The organism is Sphingomonas sp. IC-11, from assembly GCF_021043365.1.
In the GTDB taxonomy this organism is placed as follows: Bacteria; Pseudomonadota; Alphaproteobacteria; order Sphingomonadales; family Sphingomonadaceae; genus Sphingomonas.
Genome location: NZ_JAJNDU010000001.1, coordinates 1,746,636 through 1,763,101 on the forward strand (window position 1 = coordinate 1,746,636; position 16,466 = coordinate 1,763,101).

At 66.7% G+C, this 16,466-nt stretch carries 12 protein-coding genes; 3 read left to right on the top strand and 9 right to left on the bottom strand.

What is annotated here, in order from left to right:
* Positions 1-2: 2 nt before the first annotated feature.
* The 8 genes from LQ954_RS08420 to LQ954_RS08455 form a co-directional block, all read right to left on the bottom strand.
* The gene (locus LQ954_RS08420; protein WP_231022643.1) at positions 3-341 is read right to left on the bottom strand and encodes a YciI family protein; all 339 of its coding nucleotides are present in this window, start codon (positions 339-341) and stop codon (positions 3-5) included.
* Positions 342-432: 91 nt separating this feature from the next.
* Entirely contained in the window at positions 433-1,896 is a 1,464-nt protein-coding gene (gene dacB / locus LQ954_RS08425; protein ID WP_231022644.1) for a D-alanyl-D-alanine carboxypeptidase/D-alanyl-D-alanine endopeptidase, read from the bottom strand.
* The gene (locus LQ954_RS08430) at positions 1,893-2,777 is read right to left on the bottom strand and encodes a LysR family transcriptional regulator (RefSeq protein WP_227769898.1); all 885 of its coding nucleotides are present in this window, start codon (positions 2,775-2,777) and stop codon (positions 1,893-1,895) included. The genes dacB and LQ954_RS08430 overlap by 4 nt, the downstream gene beginning before the upstream one ends.
* A 25-nt stretch (positions 2,778-2,802) precedes the next feature.
* Positions 2,803-4,053 (bottom strand): dicarboxylate/amino acid:cation symporter, encoded by a 1,251-nt coding sequence (locus LQ954_RS08435; protein ID WP_231022645.1) that lies wholly within the window; start codon positions 4,051-4,053, stop codon positions 2,803-2,805.
* Positions 4,050-5,042 carry an N-acetyl-D-Glu racemase DgcA gene (gene dgcA / locus LQ954_RS08440; protein WP_231022646.1) on the bottom strand — a complete coding sequence of 331 codons (993 nt, stop codon included), beginning with the start codon at positions 5,040-5,042 and terminating at the stop codon, positions 4,050-4,052. Before dgcA ends, LQ954_RS08435 begins: the two co-directional genes overlap by 4 nt.
* Complete coding sequence (dgcN, locus tag LQ954_RS08445) at positions 5,026-6,045, bottom strand: N-acetyltransferase DgcN (RefSeq protein ID WP_227769895.1); 1,020 nt, start codon at positions 6,043-6,045, stop codon at positions 5,026-5,028. Before dgcN ends, dgcA begins: the two co-directional genes overlap by 17 nt.
* Before the next feature lie 70 nt (positions 6,046-6,115).
* The gene (locus LQ954_RS08450) at positions 6,116-7,711 is read right to left on the bottom strand and encodes an N-acyl-D-amino-acid deacylase family protein (RefSeq protein ID WP_443026608.1); all 1,596 of its coding nucleotides are present in this window, start codon (positions 7,709-7,711) and stop codon (positions 6,116-6,118) included.
* The gene (locus LQ954_RS08455) at positions 7,711-10,044 is read right to left on the bottom strand and encodes a penicillin acylase family protein (protein WP_231022647.1); all 2,334 of its coding nucleotides are present in this window, start codon (positions 10,042-10,044) and stop codon (positions 7,711-7,713) included. Before LQ954_RS08455 ends, LQ954_RS08450 begins: the two co-directional genes overlap by 1 nt.
* A gap of 271 nt (positions 10,045-10,315) precedes the next feature.
* Here LQ954_RS08455 and LQ954_RS08460 point away from each other — a divergent pair, with 271 nt between their 5' ends.
* Positions 10,316-13,345, top strand: a complete 3,030-nt coding sequence (locus LQ954_RS08460) for a TonB-dependent receptor plug domain-containing protein (protein ID WP_231022648.1) — start codon at positions 10,316-10,318, stop codon at positions 13,343-13,345.
* Between the two features lie 115 nt (positions 13,346-13,460).
* Here the strand turns inward: LQ954_RS08460 and LQ954_RS08465 are convergent, their stop codons facing one another.
* Positions 13,461-14,153 (bottom strand): CatB-related O-acetyltransferase, encoded by a 693-nt coding sequence (locus LQ954_RS08465; protein WP_227769892.1) that lies wholly within the window; start codon positions 14,151-14,153, stop codon positions 13,461-13,463.
* 119 nt (positions 14,154-14,272) lie between these two features.
* Between LQ954_RS08465 and LQ954_RS08470 the strand changes: the two genes are divergently transcribed.
* Complete coding sequence (locus LQ954_RS08470; protein WP_231022649.1) at positions 14,273-15,403, top strand: right-handed parallel beta-helix repeat-containing protein; 1,131 nt, start codon at positions 14,273-14,275, stop codon at positions 15,401-15,403.
* Positions 15,387-16,439, top strand: a complete 1,053-nt coding sequence (locus LQ954_RS08475) for a nodulation protein NodZ (RefSeq protein ID WP_231022650.1) — start codon at positions 15,387-15,389, stop codon at positions 16,437-16,439. Before LQ954_RS08470 ends, LQ954_RS08475 begins: the two co-directional genes overlap by 17 nt.
* The last annotated feature ends 27 nt before the right edge of the window (positions 16,440-16,466 follow it).

The following is a 16,466-nucleotide window of genomic DNA, read 5'->3' on the forward strand; positions in this document are numbered from 1 at the left end:
CCTCAGCTCGCCGGATCGTACATGAACTCGCGCAGCTCCTGGGAACACCGGCAAGCGACCGCGAGCCGGCGCGCCCAGGCCATCGCCTCGTCCCGCGTCGGCAGTTCCAGGATCGTGAACCCGCCGCGCAGCTGACTGCCCGGATAGATCTGCGGCGATGCGGATCCGTCGCCCGCCACCAGAACCGGCGCCACCTGCTCGTTGATGCCTCCGCCGAAGACATAAACGCCTGCCGCCTTCGCTTGCTCGATCACGGCGCGCGCCGCATCCGCCACTGCCGGCAACTCGTCCTCCCGGACGATCATGGCTTCGCTCGGAAACGAGATCAGGTACTTCGTCATGGCTCTGATCCTGCGCCGCTTGAGCGCTGGCCGCAATGCGGGGGATTTGCTCCCGCCATTGCGCCCCTCAGGCGGCGCCGGATCGGCTTCCTCAGTTCGCCGCCGCCACGGCGACCAGTGCCGCGTCAAGCGAAGCGGTGGCGCTGACGTCGCCGGGCATGTCATTCGCGTAAGCGGCGAAGGTGAAGGTGCGGCCGGTCGCCGTCGTGAAATAACCAGCAAGTGCGTTGGAGGCATTCAGTGTGCCGGTCTTCGCAAACAGCCGCCCCTCCAGAGCCGTGCCCTTGAAGCGGTTGGCCAGCGTCCCATCCTTACCCGCGATCGGGAAGGTTTCGCGCCACGCCGCGCCCCAGGGCTGTTCCGCACCCCAACGGAGCAGCCTGACACTGGCACGCGGGGTCACCCGATTATAATTGGACATCCCGGATCCGTCGCCGAAGTCATATTGCCGGCGCTGGATGCCCGCCCGCTCAAGCACGGCATCCATCGCGGCATGTCCGTCGGCCACCGATCCGCTTCCGGATACCGCACCCACCCGCCGCAACAGCAATTCGGTGTGCAGGTTCTGGCTTACCTTGTTCGTGTGCACCAAATCCTCGCGGAGCGGTGCCGGGGTCAGCCTTGCCAACGCGGGCACTTCGGGCGGCCTCGCTGCCGGCGCGTTGCCGCGCACCTTGGGATCGTCCGCCGGCATTACCGGCCGATGCCGCACGCCCACCTTGCCGGTGACCCGGACGCCCGCCGACCGCAGAAGTTCGGCAAAGCGCCAGGCAGCACGGTGCGCCGGATCATCGACGCCCAATCTGACTTCATAGGGTGAGGCATCCGCCGGGATGGTGCCCGTCAGCCGCAGCAGATCGCTTCCGGGCTCGCGCATGTAACCGATCGAGCGCTTGCCTCCTGCGGGCACGGTCACCACGCGATTGTCGATCCGGTAATAGCCGTCACCGGAAACCTCAGGCGCGCCACCCGCGCGGCCAGGGCGCACCGTTAGCGCCACTTCATTATCGTCCATCGTCAACGCGGACACGGCCGTGCCATAGCGGCCCACCATGTTGTTCCAGCTCATGCCCGCTGGCCAGCGTTCGTCCGGAAACGCGGTGTCGTCACCGATCACGTCGCCTACGACCTTCGTCTCGCGTGCCACGGCATCCACCAGCGTCGCCAGGCAATCGTTGGTGCAATCCCGTGCGCTGGAAAGCCGCGCATCACCCGCGCCCACCAGAACCACGTCCCGCAGTGCGCCGCGCGGTTCCAGCCGCACGCTGGCTCCCGCAGCCGTATCGGCACCTTCCGTCTCCAGCATGGCAAAGGCCGCGGCGGTGGTGAACAATTTGGTGTTCGACGCTGGAACGAAGCGGTCGTCCGGCCGGATCGCGACGATCTCGCGTCCGGCCTCGTCCACCACCAGCAGGCCGATACGGGTGCCGGTCGCCGCGGTCGCAAGCGCCTCCGTCACCGGAGCGGGCGCGGCAATGGCCGGGGTCGGGGTCGGGGTCGGGGATGATGTGTCCGCCGCAGCGGCAGCCAGCAACGGCAGCAGGATCAGCATCATTCCGTATCGATCTCCTCTCGCAAGACAGCCAGAAACTCGCTCGCCAGCGCTGAGGGCGGCCGGTCGAGCAGGTGAATCGCGTGCACGTCAAAGGTGAGCGACGGCTTCAACGGCCGCGTGGCGAGCCCTTCCGCCACCCACGCCTCGGCCGTAAAACTGTCCACCACCGTGATGCCAACGCCAGCGCGGACCAGCGCGGCCGCGATATAGAAGGTGCGCGCCGCAACCACTTCGTCCAGCGCAATGCCCAGCCGGTCGAGCTCGTCGGTCAGCAGCGTACCGATCGGCCCGCTTCCGGCCAGTGAGATGAAGCGGCGGTTGGCAAGCTCCGCCAGCTCCACCCGGGCGGGCGCGTCGGGCATTTCCGCTTCGCGATAAAGGACCACCAATTCCCCCTCTCCGAGCCATGTATTGCTCAGCGCGGCGCCGCGTGGGGGTTCGCTCGCCACCGCAATGTCGGTCTCGCGCTCGTACAGCTTGCGGAGGAGGTCGTCGTGATGAACCGTCTGTAGGTCGAAGTGGACGTCCGGGTGGCGCTCCATGAAGCGCGAAACGGCTGCGGGCAGGACGCCGAGGGCAAGGCTTGGCAGCGCGGAAATACGCAGCCTGCCGCCACCGCCGCTGCGCATGTTGCGCCCGGCTTCGCGCAGGGCGCGCACGCGCTCCTGGATCTCCGCGACATCGGCGAAGAGGTTGTGGGCGTCCTCGGTCGGCACCAGCCGGCCGCCGATCCGCTGGAACAGGTCGAAACCCAGCAGCGTCTCGGCGTGACGCAGGGTTTTCGATACCGAGGGCTGCGACACATTCAGCGCACGGGCCGCGGCGGAAACGGAGCCGTTGACGTAAACGGCGTGGAAGATTTCGATATGGCGCAGGTTCACGGCCGGGTCCCTAGCGCCGCTGCCGTCACTCGACTACCCGTCCGCGGAACCGTTCTTCGTCCAATCCTCCCTCAGCGCGCGCCACAAGGGTCGCGACCGTCAGGTTGGCCGAAGCGGACGGAACGGTGCGCGTCATGTCGAGCAGCCGGTCGAACGGCAGCACCAGCCCGACGACCAGCGCGGTCTGCTCCGGCGACACCCCCACCGCCGACAGCATCGCCGCCAGCATGAACAACGAGGCGGACGGCACCGGCGCCGTGCCGAACGCGGCGAGTGCTCCAGTCGCCAGCATCACGACCAGCATCTGCGCATCGGGGATGATGCCCAGCGCCTGTAGCGCGAACTGGCCGAGCAGCCCGACATACATCGCCGTCCCGTCCTTGCCGATCGCCGCGCCCAGCGGCAGCACGGTGGAGGCGACGGGCCGCGCCACGCCCAGATTGTCGTGCGCCACGCGCAGCGCCACTGGCAGCGTCGCGGAGGAGGAGGCGGTCGAGAATGCGATCGCCAGCGCATCGACGATCCCGCGGAAGAATCGCACCACCGGCAGCCGTGCGACCAGCGCGATCAGCCCGGCATGCACCACCAGCATCTGCGCCAGCGAGGCGACGATCACGCACAGCGCCAGCCAGCCGACGTTGACGAACACCGCCGCGCCATTCGCGGCGACCGCATTGGCGATCAGCGCGAAGACACCGAACGGCGTCACCTCCATCACGATCCGCACGATATGCATCAGCACTGCGGCCAGGCCCTGCAACAGCGCGACGACCGGCTTGCCTGCCTCGCCCGCCAGCACGCTGCCGATGCCCAGCAGGATTGCGGTGAAGATGATCGCCAGCATGTCGCCCTTGGCCAGCGCCTCGATGATGTTGGCCGGCACGATCGACAGCAACTGGTCGCTCGGCGACACCGCCGCGCCCAGCACGTGCGGCGCGACACCGGCCAGCGCGATACCCTCGCCCGGCCGCACCAAGAGGCCGACCGCCATGCCCAGCGATACCGCGATCAGCGTCGTCACCGCGAACAGCCCGATCGTGCGTCCGCCGATCGGCCCCAGCCGCCGCGGGTCGCCAAGCCCTGCGATCCCCGCCGCAATGGTGATCAGCACCACTGGCACGACCAGCATCTTGATCAGCCGCACGAACAGGTCGCCAACGATCTTCACCGCCGGCGCCGCATCGGGCCAGAGCAGGCCGAGCAGCGCGCCGAGCACCAGCCCGGCCACCACCCGCTTCCACAAAGTTATCGCGAACCATCCACGCAGGATGGTCACGCCGGCGTTCCCCAGAAGCCCGGCGCCGGCGGCTGCATCCAGCCGGCCTCGTCACGCACCCCGCCCTTGCGATCAGCGGCCAGCCACAAGGGCCCGTCCAGATCGACGAACGACGCGCGCTCCGCGACCAGCATCGCCGGGGCAATGCCCAGCGACGACGACACCATGCAACCCACCATCAGGCCAAACCCCATCCCCAGCGCCGCATCGGCGAGCGCCAGGGCTTCGGTCAGACCGCCGGTCTTGTCGAGCTTGATGTTGACGTAATCATAGCGGCCACGCAGCCGCGGCAGGTCCGCACGGGTATGCAGCGCCTCGTCGGCACAGATCGGAATTCGGCTGTTCAGCCCTTCCAGCCCTGCGTCATCATCGGCCGGCACCGGCTGCTCGAGCAAGTCGACGCGGTGCGCCAGCAACATGTCCTGCCACCGCGCGACATCCTCGACCCGCCAGCTTTCGTTGGGATCGACGATCAGGCGCGGCAGCGGCGCCACCGCTCGCACGGCGGCCAGCTGCGCCTCCGCTTCCTCGCGGTTCAGCTTAACCTTCAGCAGCGGCACCGACGTGTGCCGCTGCGCCACCGCCGCCATCGCCTCGGGCGTATCGATGCCGATCGTGATCGCGGAGGCCAGCGCCTCGGGCGCGCGGCATCCCGCCAGCGCCGCCACGCTCGTCCCAGCGCGCTTCGCCTCCAGGTCCCACAACGCGCAATCCACCGCGTTGCGCGCGGCGCCCGCCGGCATCGCGGCGGCAAGCTCCTCGCGCGACGCGCCACCTTCGATCAGCGCCCGCACGCCTTCGATCGCGGCCAGCGATCCCTCGACCGTCTCGCCATAGCGCGGATAGGGAACCCCCTCGCCGCGCCCGACATGGTCGCCGTCGCGGACCGAGACGGTCACCACGTCGGCGATCGTCTTCACCCCGCGCGAGATGCGGAACGGGGTGTGCAGCGCGAAGCCGTCGTGGCGGGCGTCAAGCGTTCGCGGCATCGGTCGCCAGCAGATGGTCGATGATTGGATCGGCGCCAAAGCGGAACGGATCGGTGCACGGCAGGCCATGCGCCTCGCTCGTCGCCGCCAGCAGGTCGCGCGCCTCGGCCTCGCCCAGCTTGGCAGTGTTCAGCGCGATGCCGACAAACCGCACCGCCGGGCTGGTCAGCCGCGCCACGCGTAGGTTTGCGTCGATGCACTCGGCAAGGTCGACCAGCGGATAATGCGGCAGGCCGCGCATGTGCGGCCGCGTCGGATCGTGGCACATCACCAGCGCCTGCGGCTGCGCGCCATGCAGCAACCCGGTCGACACGCCGGCAAAGGCGGGGTGGAACAGCGAGCCCTGCCCCTCGATCAGGTCCCAGCCATCATCGCTGCGCGCGGGCGCCAGATCCTCGATCGCGCCGGCAATGAAATCGGCCACCACCGCGTCGAGCGGCACGCCGTCGCCCGCGATCAGGATCCCAGTCTGCCCGGTCGCGCGGAAATCGGCGGTGACGCCGCGGGCACGCAGCGCGTCGCGCAGGCACAGCGTCGTGTACATCTTGCCGACCGAACAATCGGTGCCGACCGTCAGCAGCCGCTTGCCCGCGCGCTTCTTGCCATTGCCCACCGGCAGGTCGGGCCGCGGGTCGCGAATGTCGAACAGCTGCACGCCGGCCGCCTTCGCCGCCTCGACCAGCCGCGGCTCGTCCTTCAGCCGCTGGTGCAGGCCGCACGCGAGGTTCATCCCGGCCGCGATCGCTGCCAGCGCATCGGCCATCATCCATTCGGGGAAACGTCCCCCGGCATTGGCGATGCCCAGCACCAGCGTCCGGGCGCCCGCCGCTGCCCCGGCCGCCGCGTCCATGCGTGGCAGGTCAAAGCTGAACGGGCAGTCGTCGTGCCGCCATTCGCCGACGCAATCCTGGCGTCGAAACGTGGCGAGGCCGCGCGAGGTCTTGAGGCCAAATTCGTCGTCCGAATGGCCGAGGTACAGCAGATATGGTGCCGGAATGCTCATAGCGCTGGACGATAGATGGCGCCCGCAGGGACCCGCCAATCGCGCTCGCAGCTTTGCCTATAACGCAAGGCTATTGCCCGCAATTGACTGGCCGCGGCCGCAGCAGGGCACGTCCCGCCGCGGCCCCGGTTACCGCCCCGTCCTTCAGCGCCAGCTTGCCGTTGACGAACAATGCGCTGACGCCGGCACTCGGCTCGCGCGGCCGGATGTAGTCGGCCCGCGGGGCGTAACCCACAGGATCGAACACCACGACATCGGCGAATGCGCCGGGCTTCAGATAGCCACGATCCTTGATGCGATACATGTCGGCGGTCGCTCCGCTCGACCGGCGGATGAACTGCGCCAGGGTGATCACCGGCCGCTTCACGACATAATCCTGATACAGTTTGGGGAAGGTCGCATATTGCCGCGGATGCCCGTTCGATCCGTCGGAGGAGGTGACGACCCACGGCTGCTTCATGATCAGGTCGACGTCGCGTTCCGCCATGTTGAAGCTCGCGACGCCAGAGCCGGCGGGATCGGTCCCGTTGGCATTGGCGACGCGCAGGATGCGGATCGCCGCGTCGATCGGATCGAGCTTCCACGTCGCCGCCATCTGCGCCAGCGTCTTGCCGGTCCACGGCTGCCCCTGGGAGATCAGCAGCAGCGATTCCGCCCCGCCGCGACGTCGCAGATTCTCGCGCATCTCCGCCTTGATCTTCGCCATGGTCGCAGGCGTGTCGAACCGCTTGATCATCGCCTGATAGCCGCCATCGACCGCCCAGGCGGGGACCAGCGAGGCGTCGACGCTCGATCCGCTCGCGAGCCACGGATATTGGTCGGCGGTCACCTCCTGCCCCGCCGCGCGCGCTTCCTCGATCGTACGGATCAGGTCGGGCGCCTTGCCGTGCAGGTCGACGCCCAGCGCCTTCAGGTGCGCGAAATGCACCGGGGCTCCCGCTCGGCGCCCGATCTCGATCGCTTCCTTGGTGGAGGCAATCAGGCCGATGTTATAGTTGGACTCATCGCGCTGGTGGCTGTCGTACATGCCGCCGCGCTTGCCCACCTCGGCCGCCACTGCGGCGACCTCATCGGTCTTGGCAAAGCTCTGCGGCGGATAGAACAGCCCGGCCGACAGGCCATAGGCACCCTCGCACATCGCCTTCGCCGCCAGCCGCTTTTCCTCCGCCAGTTCGGCCGGGGTCGGCGTGCGATCGGCCTTGCCCAGCACGCGCTGGCGGATCCCGCCAAAACCGACGAACGGCACCACATTGGTCCCGATCCCGCTCGCCTCCAGCTTGCGCGCGTCATCGCCCACATCGGGCGTGCCATAGCCGTCGACGCCGATCACGATCGTCGACACCCCCTGCGCCAGCCACGGCAGGTTCAACCGAACCTTGGGATCATCTGACCGGATATAGCTGTCCGGGTGCGTATGCGCGTCGATGAAGCCGGGCGCGACGATCTGCCCCTTGGCCTCCACCACCTGCCCGGCGCGCGTGCCACGGCCCGGCCCGACATAGACGATGCGATCGCCCGCGATCTCGACGTCGCCGGTGATCGGCGGCGTGTCGGCGCCGGTGTAGATCGTGCCCCCGCGGATCACGACATCGACGTTCGGCCCGCTCGCCGCGCCCAGCGCCAGCAGCGATCCAATCGCTACCCCGGCGCGCAACATGCCCCGCATCACTTGTCCTTCCCCTGCGGCGTCAGCGTCGAACGGCTGACAGTCGCCGCGTCCACCGCCGCGCGGCTGAACGGCATCGGCTGCATCTCACCCTTGATCCACGGGGCATATTGGTCGCGGTAATGCGGTGATCGCGGGTCGTTCGACTGCCCCGGCAGGTTCAGCATCACCGATTTATCCCAATCCCCCACGTCGATGACATGAAGGTAGCTCGCGCCGCCGCCGGTCCGCCAGCCCGGTCCATTGCCCAGCCAACGCGCCATGACGGTATAGCTGTCACCGCCCGATCCCTCGCCCTCGATCGGCGGGAAGGCCGCCGCGATCGCCGGGATGCTCGACAGCGGATGCGCGATCCGCACCTGATGCAACGTGCCCCAGCGCCAGGCGGCGGGGTCGCTGCCCATCAGCCGCTGCGCCTCGGCCCAGCCGCTCGCCAGCGCGGCGTCCACCATGTCGGGCCGGCTCGCGGCGCGGCGCAGCAGCTCGGACGGCGCGATCTCGTCGACCAGCTCCCTGGCCTGTTCCGGCACGATCGCCGCCAGCATCCGCTTGCCCAGGTCGCGCCACACGATCTCGTACAGCGCCGCAGCGCCGCTATCCTTGTCGAGCCGCGCGTCCCATCCGGACAGCACCTTCACCGCCGGCGCCGCGCCCGCCGACGGCTGCTTGGGCAGCAGCGCCAGGAACTGCTTGGCCGGCGTCGACAGCGTGTCGAACTGCAATGCCACGCTGTCCGCGACCGAATGGCGCGGCTGCGATGCCAGCACCTCGGCGACGCGCTCGTAACGATAGGGGTCGCGGAACGAGAAGGCAGGGATCTTATCGCGCGGCCAGTCGGCCGGCAGGTTGTTCTGGTTGGCCGACGCGAACCAGCCCTTCTGCGGGTTGAACTCGCTCGGCAGCGCACGGAAATCGCGATAGCTGTTCCAGTCATACGGCCCGTCGCCGGGCACCGGCATCAGCCCGTCGCCCTTTTTCCGCTGCGGAACGAACCCGATCACCTGCCAGCCGTGGTTTCCGTCCACATCCGCATAATGAAAGTTCGTCGGCGAGGCGTGCAGCTTGAACGCCTCCTTCAGGCTGTTCCAGTCGCGCGACAGGTTGATTGCCACCATCGCGAAGGATCCGGACCCGCCGGGCTGCATCCCGATCGAACCAAGGACGGTGGCGCGCCCGCCCGCCGGATCGTGCATGATTACCGGTCCCTGCACGGCATAGCGCAGCACCACCTTCTGCGAGGTGCCGCCCTTGACAAGGATCGTCTCCTCTACCCGATCGAACCGCTTCCACCCGCCATCATGGCGATACCGCTCCGGATCCTTGGGATCGAGCTCGAGCACGAACAGGTCCTGCTGGTCGATGTGGAAGTTCGTGCGGCCAAAGGCGAAGCGGTCAGTGTGCCCTTGCATGATGCCCGGCAGCCCCGGCGCACCGCCGCCGATCACGTCCAGACCCGGCGCAGTCAGATGCGCCACATGCCGCGGCCCGAAGCCGCCGATGCCCAGGTGCGGGTCGTTCGCCAGGATCGGGCGGCCGGTGGTGGTGCGGCTGCCCGCGACCGTCCAGGCATTGGACCCTGCCTGAGACCGATCGAGCTGCTCATCCGGGTCGCGCGTCGGCGTGTCCGGTCCGAAGGGCAGTCGACCCAGCTGCAGAACGCCAAGATCGGCGTCGCTCACCTTTGACGCGTCCAGCCCGGCCGGCACCTCCAGCTTCCAGGCCGGGCGCAGCGGTGCGATCACCGCATCCAGCTCCAGCAGGCCGAGCGCAGCCAGCTTCGCGCGCCGGATCTCGTCGTCCGCATTGCCGATCGATCCGCCGCGCGCCAGCACCAGATCACGAATGTCCCAGCGCAGCGGCATCACGCCCAGGATACGATATTCCAGCGGCAGCTGGCTTGTATCCTTTTCTACCTCCGCGATGCGGGCGTTCATGCCGGCGATATACCCGGCCACGCAGCTGCGAACCTCCTCGGGCACTCGCGCCAGTTCCGCATCCAGGTCGCCCCGGTAATGGAACAGCCGCGCCACGGCGTCGTGCTTGGCAAAACCCGGCCCGAACGCCTCGGCCATCCGGCCCAGCTCCCGACGATGCGCCAGGTCGATCTGGAACAACCGGTCGCGCGCCACGACATAGCCTTGGCCGAAGAACGCATCCGGCTTCGTCTGCGCGCGGATATGCGGCACGCCCCACCGATCGTCGATGATCTCGATGGGCGCCGATAATCCTTTTACGCGGAGCGGGCGGGCGGTCGGCGCGGATTGCCCGTGGCATGCGACGGACACCAGCGCCGTCGCCGCGGAGCCAAGCAGAAACAGGCGCCGGTCGAGCATTGCGATCCTTTCGTCATCGGTCCCGCCGCAGGCTAACGCCCTCGTAAGCGGCGCGTCCATGACAAGCGCGCTCCACCTCATAGAAGGCGGTTATGCGGCCGCGCAGCGGCGCTTCCATATGCGCAATCTATGGATCAACAAACAAACGTAAGTCGATCGCCTCTTGACGCCTTTCCGCCCATACCGGCACGTTCCACAGTAACGGCGATCTGCGACAACAGCATGACGCACGCGGGTAGGTTCAGGTTCAAGAGCTTTCGGGGGACGGCACATGCGTGGTATTTTCTTGTCCAGGGCAATGCTCGGCACAACGGGGCTCATCGCCCTTGCGGCCGGCCTTGCAACGCCGGCAGCGGCACAAACACAACCGTCGAATGTCGCGACGGCCCAGATCGGCGATCCTGCGCCGGGAACCAGCGATGACAGCAGCGGGCCAGACGTGGTCGTCACCGGCACGCGCATCGTCCGGGACGGCTTCCAGGCACCAACGCCGCTCACGGTGCTGACCCAGGAAGAAATTCAGAACTCCTCGCCGTCGAACAACGTCGCGGACTTCGTCAACCAGCTGCCGGCCCTGGCCGGCTCGACCCGCCCGTCCAACTCGCGCCTGAACCTTTCGAGCGGGCAGGCCGGCATCAACGCGCTCAACCTGCGCAACCTGGGCGAAACGCGCACGCTGGTGCTGCTTGACGGCCGCCGCTCGGTTGCCTCGACCGTCACCGGGCTGGTCGACGTCAACACCATCCCGCAGGCGCTGATCAAGAGCGTGGAGGTCGTCACTGGCGGCGCGTCATCCGCTTACGGCTCGGACGCGGTGGCTGGCGTGGTGAACTTCGTGCTCGACAAGAAGTACACCGGGCTCAAGGTCGCCATCGACAGCGGCATCACCGGAGAGGGCGACGGCGCCAATTACTCGTTCGCCGTGACGGGCGGCCTTGAGTGGGGCAGCGAAGGTCGTGGCCACCTGCTGGTCAACGCGGAGCTCGCACATCGCGACGGCATCTTCGAAGTCGACCGCGATTGGAACGCCACCGGCTATGTTCGCATCCAGGATCCGAACTGGACCGCGACCAGCACCACGCCGCAGTATTTGATCCGCCGCCAGGTCGGCTCGGCCAACTCCACCCCCGGCGGCCTGATCACGGCCTCGACGGGCACCCGCACCAATCAGCTGCGCGGGACGTATTTCGGCTATAACGGGTCGGTAAACCAATATCAGTACGGCGCCCTCACCTTCCCGTCGCCGACGGGCACGGCGGTACCGTCGCTGACCCAGGGTGGTGACTGGCGGGTCAACGACTCCGGCCGCCGTATCGGCCTCGATCCCGAAGACGATCGCCGCGGTGTCTTTGCCCGCGCCAGCTACGAAATCGCCGACGATATCGAGATTTTTGCGGAGGGTTCCTACAACTGGCAGCAGGTGTTCTTCAACGCCGGGCCGAACCTGTCGACCGGCATTGCGCTCAACGCCACCGGCTGCACCACCGTGCCCGTTCCGGTCACCTGCAACGCGTTCCTGTATAACGCACTTGGCCCGGCGGCGCTCAACGGGATCACCGGCGTCACCCTTGCCACGACGGCGGCAGACCTGCCGTTCCGCGCTGCCGACAACAAGCGTGAGGTGCAGCGTTACGCGATCGGCGCCGAGGGCACGGCTGAGGTGTTCGGCAAGAACGCGATCTGGAACATCTACGGCCAATATGGCCGCGCGGATCTGCGTGAACAGCTTCGCAACATCATGCACATCAACCGCATGAACAATGCGACGGCGGCTGCTTTCGCCCCGGCCGGCAGCAGCTATGCCCCCGGTTCGATTCAGTGCCTGATCAACGTCGACGCCAGCACGACGAACAACGATCCGAACTGCGTCCCGCTCAACCGTCTGGGTATCGGTGTCGCGAACCCCGCCGCCATCGCCTATGTGCTTGGTGATCCGTACCGCGACGAAGTGGTCGAACAGTATAACGCTGCCTTCAACGTCTCGGTCACGCCGTTCCGCACCTGGGCGGGCGACGTAAGCATCGCGACCGGCGCGGAATACCGCGAGGAGAAGATCCGCGGCTTCGTGCCGACTGAGTTCCAGCCGACGGCGACCACCAATGCCGCTGGCCGGCCGACCACGTCGAACGCTTGGTCGGTGGGTAACTATCTGCCCACCAACGGCAGCTACAACGTGAAGGAAGTCTTCCTCGAAACGGTGGTGCCGCTCGGGTTCGGGCTGGAGTTCAATGGCGCCGTTCGTGCAACGGACTATTCCACCGCCGGCTATGTCACCACTTGGAAGGCCGGTGCGACGTGGCAGCCGATCGACGACTTCCGCGTCCGTGTCACTCGCTCGCGTGATATTCGTGCGCCCAACCTGAACGAACTGTACCAGGGCGGCTCCGCCAACAGTGACTCGGTTCGCAACCCTGCCTACACCACCGATGGCGCCAACGGTCCGTCGTCGTTCGGCTACTCGGGCTTTGTCACTGGCAACACCAACCTGCGCGTCGAAAAGTCCGATTCCTGGAACGCCGGCATCGTTCTGACGCCGCGCTTCCTGCCCGGCTTCAACCTGTCGGTCGATTACTTCGACATCCAGATCGAGGACGGGATCACCACCTTCAGCGCACAGAGCATCTTTGACCTGTGCTATGTCGGCAATCAGGATTTCTGCGCCGCGATCTCGGACGATCCGAGCCGCTCGACGCCGGGTCAGCCGTATAAGCTGGTTCGCAGCCAGCCGTTCAACGCTGCCGGTCAGACGGTGCGCGGCGTCGACATCGACGCCTCCTATCGCCTGCCGCTGCAGCGGGTCTTCGCCGACGCGGAGGGTACCTTCACCCTGCGCGGCGTGGCGACGCGGTATATCGACAACATCCTCGACACTGGCGTGCCGGGTGCCGTTATCTCCAACTCGGTCGGCGTGAATGGCGGCCAGTCCACCACGCCCAAGTGGATTTACCGTTTCAGCGCGACCTACGACACGCCGAACTTCGCGATCACGGCGGTCGGTCGCGGTATCAGCGCGGGCAAATATGTCGCGAACGGTGTGGAATGCACCACCGGCTGCCCGGTTTCGACGGTCAACGCACCCACGTATGAAAGCAATCGAGTGTCGGGTGTGTTTTATGCCGACCTGAACCTGACGCAGAAGGTGACGTTCGGTGACGCGGAGGCGCAGTTCTTCGTGAACGTCACCAACCTCTTCGATCGCTGGCCGCTGCTGCTGCCGGAAACAGGTCTCGCCGCGAACAGCACCTATTCGGATCTGCTCGGCCGCCAGTTCCGCATCGGCCTCCGCATGGAGACGCGCTGATCGCCATCAAGGGGGCGAGCGCAACCGCTCGCCCCTTTTTCTTTCGTCGGCAGCCCAGCAAAGGGCGCCGCCGGCGCGCTCGACGCCGCGCCTCCGGGCTATTCGTCGCGTCCGATCATCTGCCGGCGCCCGCCGCCCGCAGGCTCTCGCACTGCTTCACCAGCGTCCGCGCACTCTGCTCCGTCAGCGGCTGGAACAGCAGCGACTGCCACCCAGCCACCGTCTCCAGGTCGAAGTCCCACCAGCGCGATTCCGCGACCAGCGTTGCGATGGGATCCGGGAAGCGCGCCCGGAGCATACGGGCTGGGACGCCGCCCATGATCGCGAACGGTGGGACGTCGCGTGTCACCACGGCTCCTGCCGCCAGCACCGCGCCGTCGCCGATGCTGCGGCAACCGCTTAAGATCGTGACGCGGTCACCGATCCAGACATCATTGCCGATCACCAGCGGGTTTTCTTCGTCCAGCGGTATCGTATCGCGCGGCACCAGGCCCAGCTTCGCATTGTAGAAAAAGGGATGCTGGCTCACCCGTTCGATGGGATGGTCCCGGCGCCGCACGATCAGTTCCTGACCGACGGAGCACCAGCGGCCTACCACCGTGCCGCGCGGCAACACGCCGCGGTGCAGGATCGCGCCATAGGAATAGTCGCCGATCGTCACCCCCTGATGCGCCCGCATCAACCTGCGCAGCCGCGGGGAGCGCATTTCCCCGCCGTCCCAGCGCCGCATCAGCCGAAGGAACCAGCCGTGCGATCGTCGCCCGGCGTACAGTTTCTCCAACACCGTTGATTGCAGCGCCTCGATCATTCCGCTCCCCCGTTATTCCCGGCGCCTGAACCAGGCTGCTCCATTTCTGCGCCAACTCTTTCCGCAGCCCGCACGACCGGCGGTATCTGTGTTGGTGCAGCATCACGCGGCGGGGGACCATGCCGATCACCTCAATCCGATCCGTTTCGGCCACGATTGCTGGCTGCATCGGCGCGTTCATCGCAGGCTCGGCGATACCGGCGCCTGCCGCCATGAGGGACGTGGTGGTGCGCGACACACCGCAGCTTGTGACAGTGCTGCGGCAGTCCCGCGGGGGGAAGCGTGTCCTGCTCGCACCGGGCGAATATGCGCCCTTCGCGCTGCGCGGCATTGCCCCGCCAGCCGAACTGGTGATCACCTCTCAGGATCCTTCAAGGCGGGCGGTGCTCACCGGGGTCAACCTGCGGGACGGCGCAAACCTCACCTTCCGCAATCTCGTGCTGCGCGGCTCGGGCAAGGCGGTGCAGGAAGACTTTCTGTTCCGTCGCATGCGCAATCTGACGATCAGCAACATTCTCGCCAGCGGACGTCCCGGTGCGGTCGGCCTCGCCGAGGACAAGATCATGCAATTGCGAGAATGCACGGATGCCGCGATCACGCGCGCCGAGTTCACCAATGCGGTGATCGCCCTTTCACTTCTCGACACGAAGGGCGTGTCGGTAACGTCCAGTTACTTTCACGGCCTGCGGATGGATGCGATCCGCGGCGGCGGCAATTCGGATGTTCTGATCGGGTATAATTATATCACGGGCTTCAGCCCAAAGGCAGGGGACCACCCCGATGGCATCCAGTTCTGGACTAGTCGTCAGAAAGCTGCCGCGCATGACATCAGGATCGTTGGCAATGTCATTCATCGCGGCCGCGGAAAGGCGATGCAGGGCATCTTCATGCGCGATGAAACCAGCAACCTTCCTTATCGCAACGTATATATTCAGGATAATTTAGTCGCCGGGGGCATGTTCAACGGCATCGCTGTTCTCTCCCAAACCAAATCCCTTACCCTTAAGAACAACGTCGTCGCTGCGTACCCGGATCAGAAGAGCTGGATACGGGTAAACGACCATGCAACGCTGCGTGATAACAGCGCGCCGATCTACCTCATCGGCAACAACCGCGCGAAGGTTGTGGCGAACAACCATATTACACCCGTTCGCGCGGATGCTGGCGCGGCAGCGCTAAAAGCCTGGGCGCGCGGGCGCCCGCTCCATCGCTACAGCGAAAGTCTCCGCCGCCATGTCGACAGTCTCTGACGCGCGCGCGCCCTTGCGGCCGACGCCCGCCAACGATCCTTTCCCTCCTGCGACGAAGGCGGCGCCGCCGGCAGGATCGCGAACACTGCTGATCAAGGCGAAGGGTGGCCTTGGCAACCGTATGCTGGCCGCGGTCACCGGGGTGATCCTCGCCCAGCTCAGCGGTCGCACTCCCGTCATCGACTGGCGGGATGGGCTGTACGTGCCGGAGGGTACCAATCTCTATCCGCTACTGTTTCGTGACCCGATCGGCATCGATCCTGCTCATTTTGACGACAGCACGGCGGTCGCCCCTTCGCTGTGGACTGGCCGCCTGACCGAACAGCCGGTCACCATCATCGCCCGCCACTTTCCGGATAAACATTCCAGCCCGTTCATTTACCGGCGCCTGTCCGTCCCGTTGACCGCCGCCGACCCCGCCGCTCCTGTGGGTGTGTTCTGGTCCTACCTACCGAAGCTTGCGCGCCTCCGGGGGCGCCTGCGGGCGGATCGCCGGTTCGACGGGCGGAGCCTGGACGCGATCACGCAGGATATGCTGCACCGCTTCTTCACCCCCAACGATCGGGTGCGCCAGGCTGTCAGCCATCTTTTCGCCGGGCGTCGGCGCCCGATGATTGGCGTCCACATCCGTTTCACCGACCGCAAGGTTCCGCTCGCGAAGATCGAACGTGCGTTGATCAGGCTGCGCGCACATTCGCCGGCCAGCGACATCTTTCTGGCAACCGACAGCGCGGAGGCTCAGCGGTACATCACGTCCCGCTTCAAGCGGGTCTTCACCATCGACAAGCAGCTGGTGGAGGATGGACGAGCGCTACATTATGCCGGAACCCAGATGAGCGACCCGCTACGGGAAGCGGAAAACGCCGTGATCGACATGTTCGCGCTCGCGGGATGCGACTGGCTCATCCACTCCCGGCATTCCACCTTCTCGGTCGCAGCCAGCTTGATCGGGGGAATCTCGCCCAAGCGCCAGATCGACGTTGATCGCTTCAATGCGAAGGTGATCGTCAAACGCTGGTTCCAGTCCTTTGCCTGATCGCTCGTTATTGTATCGCGTGGGGCA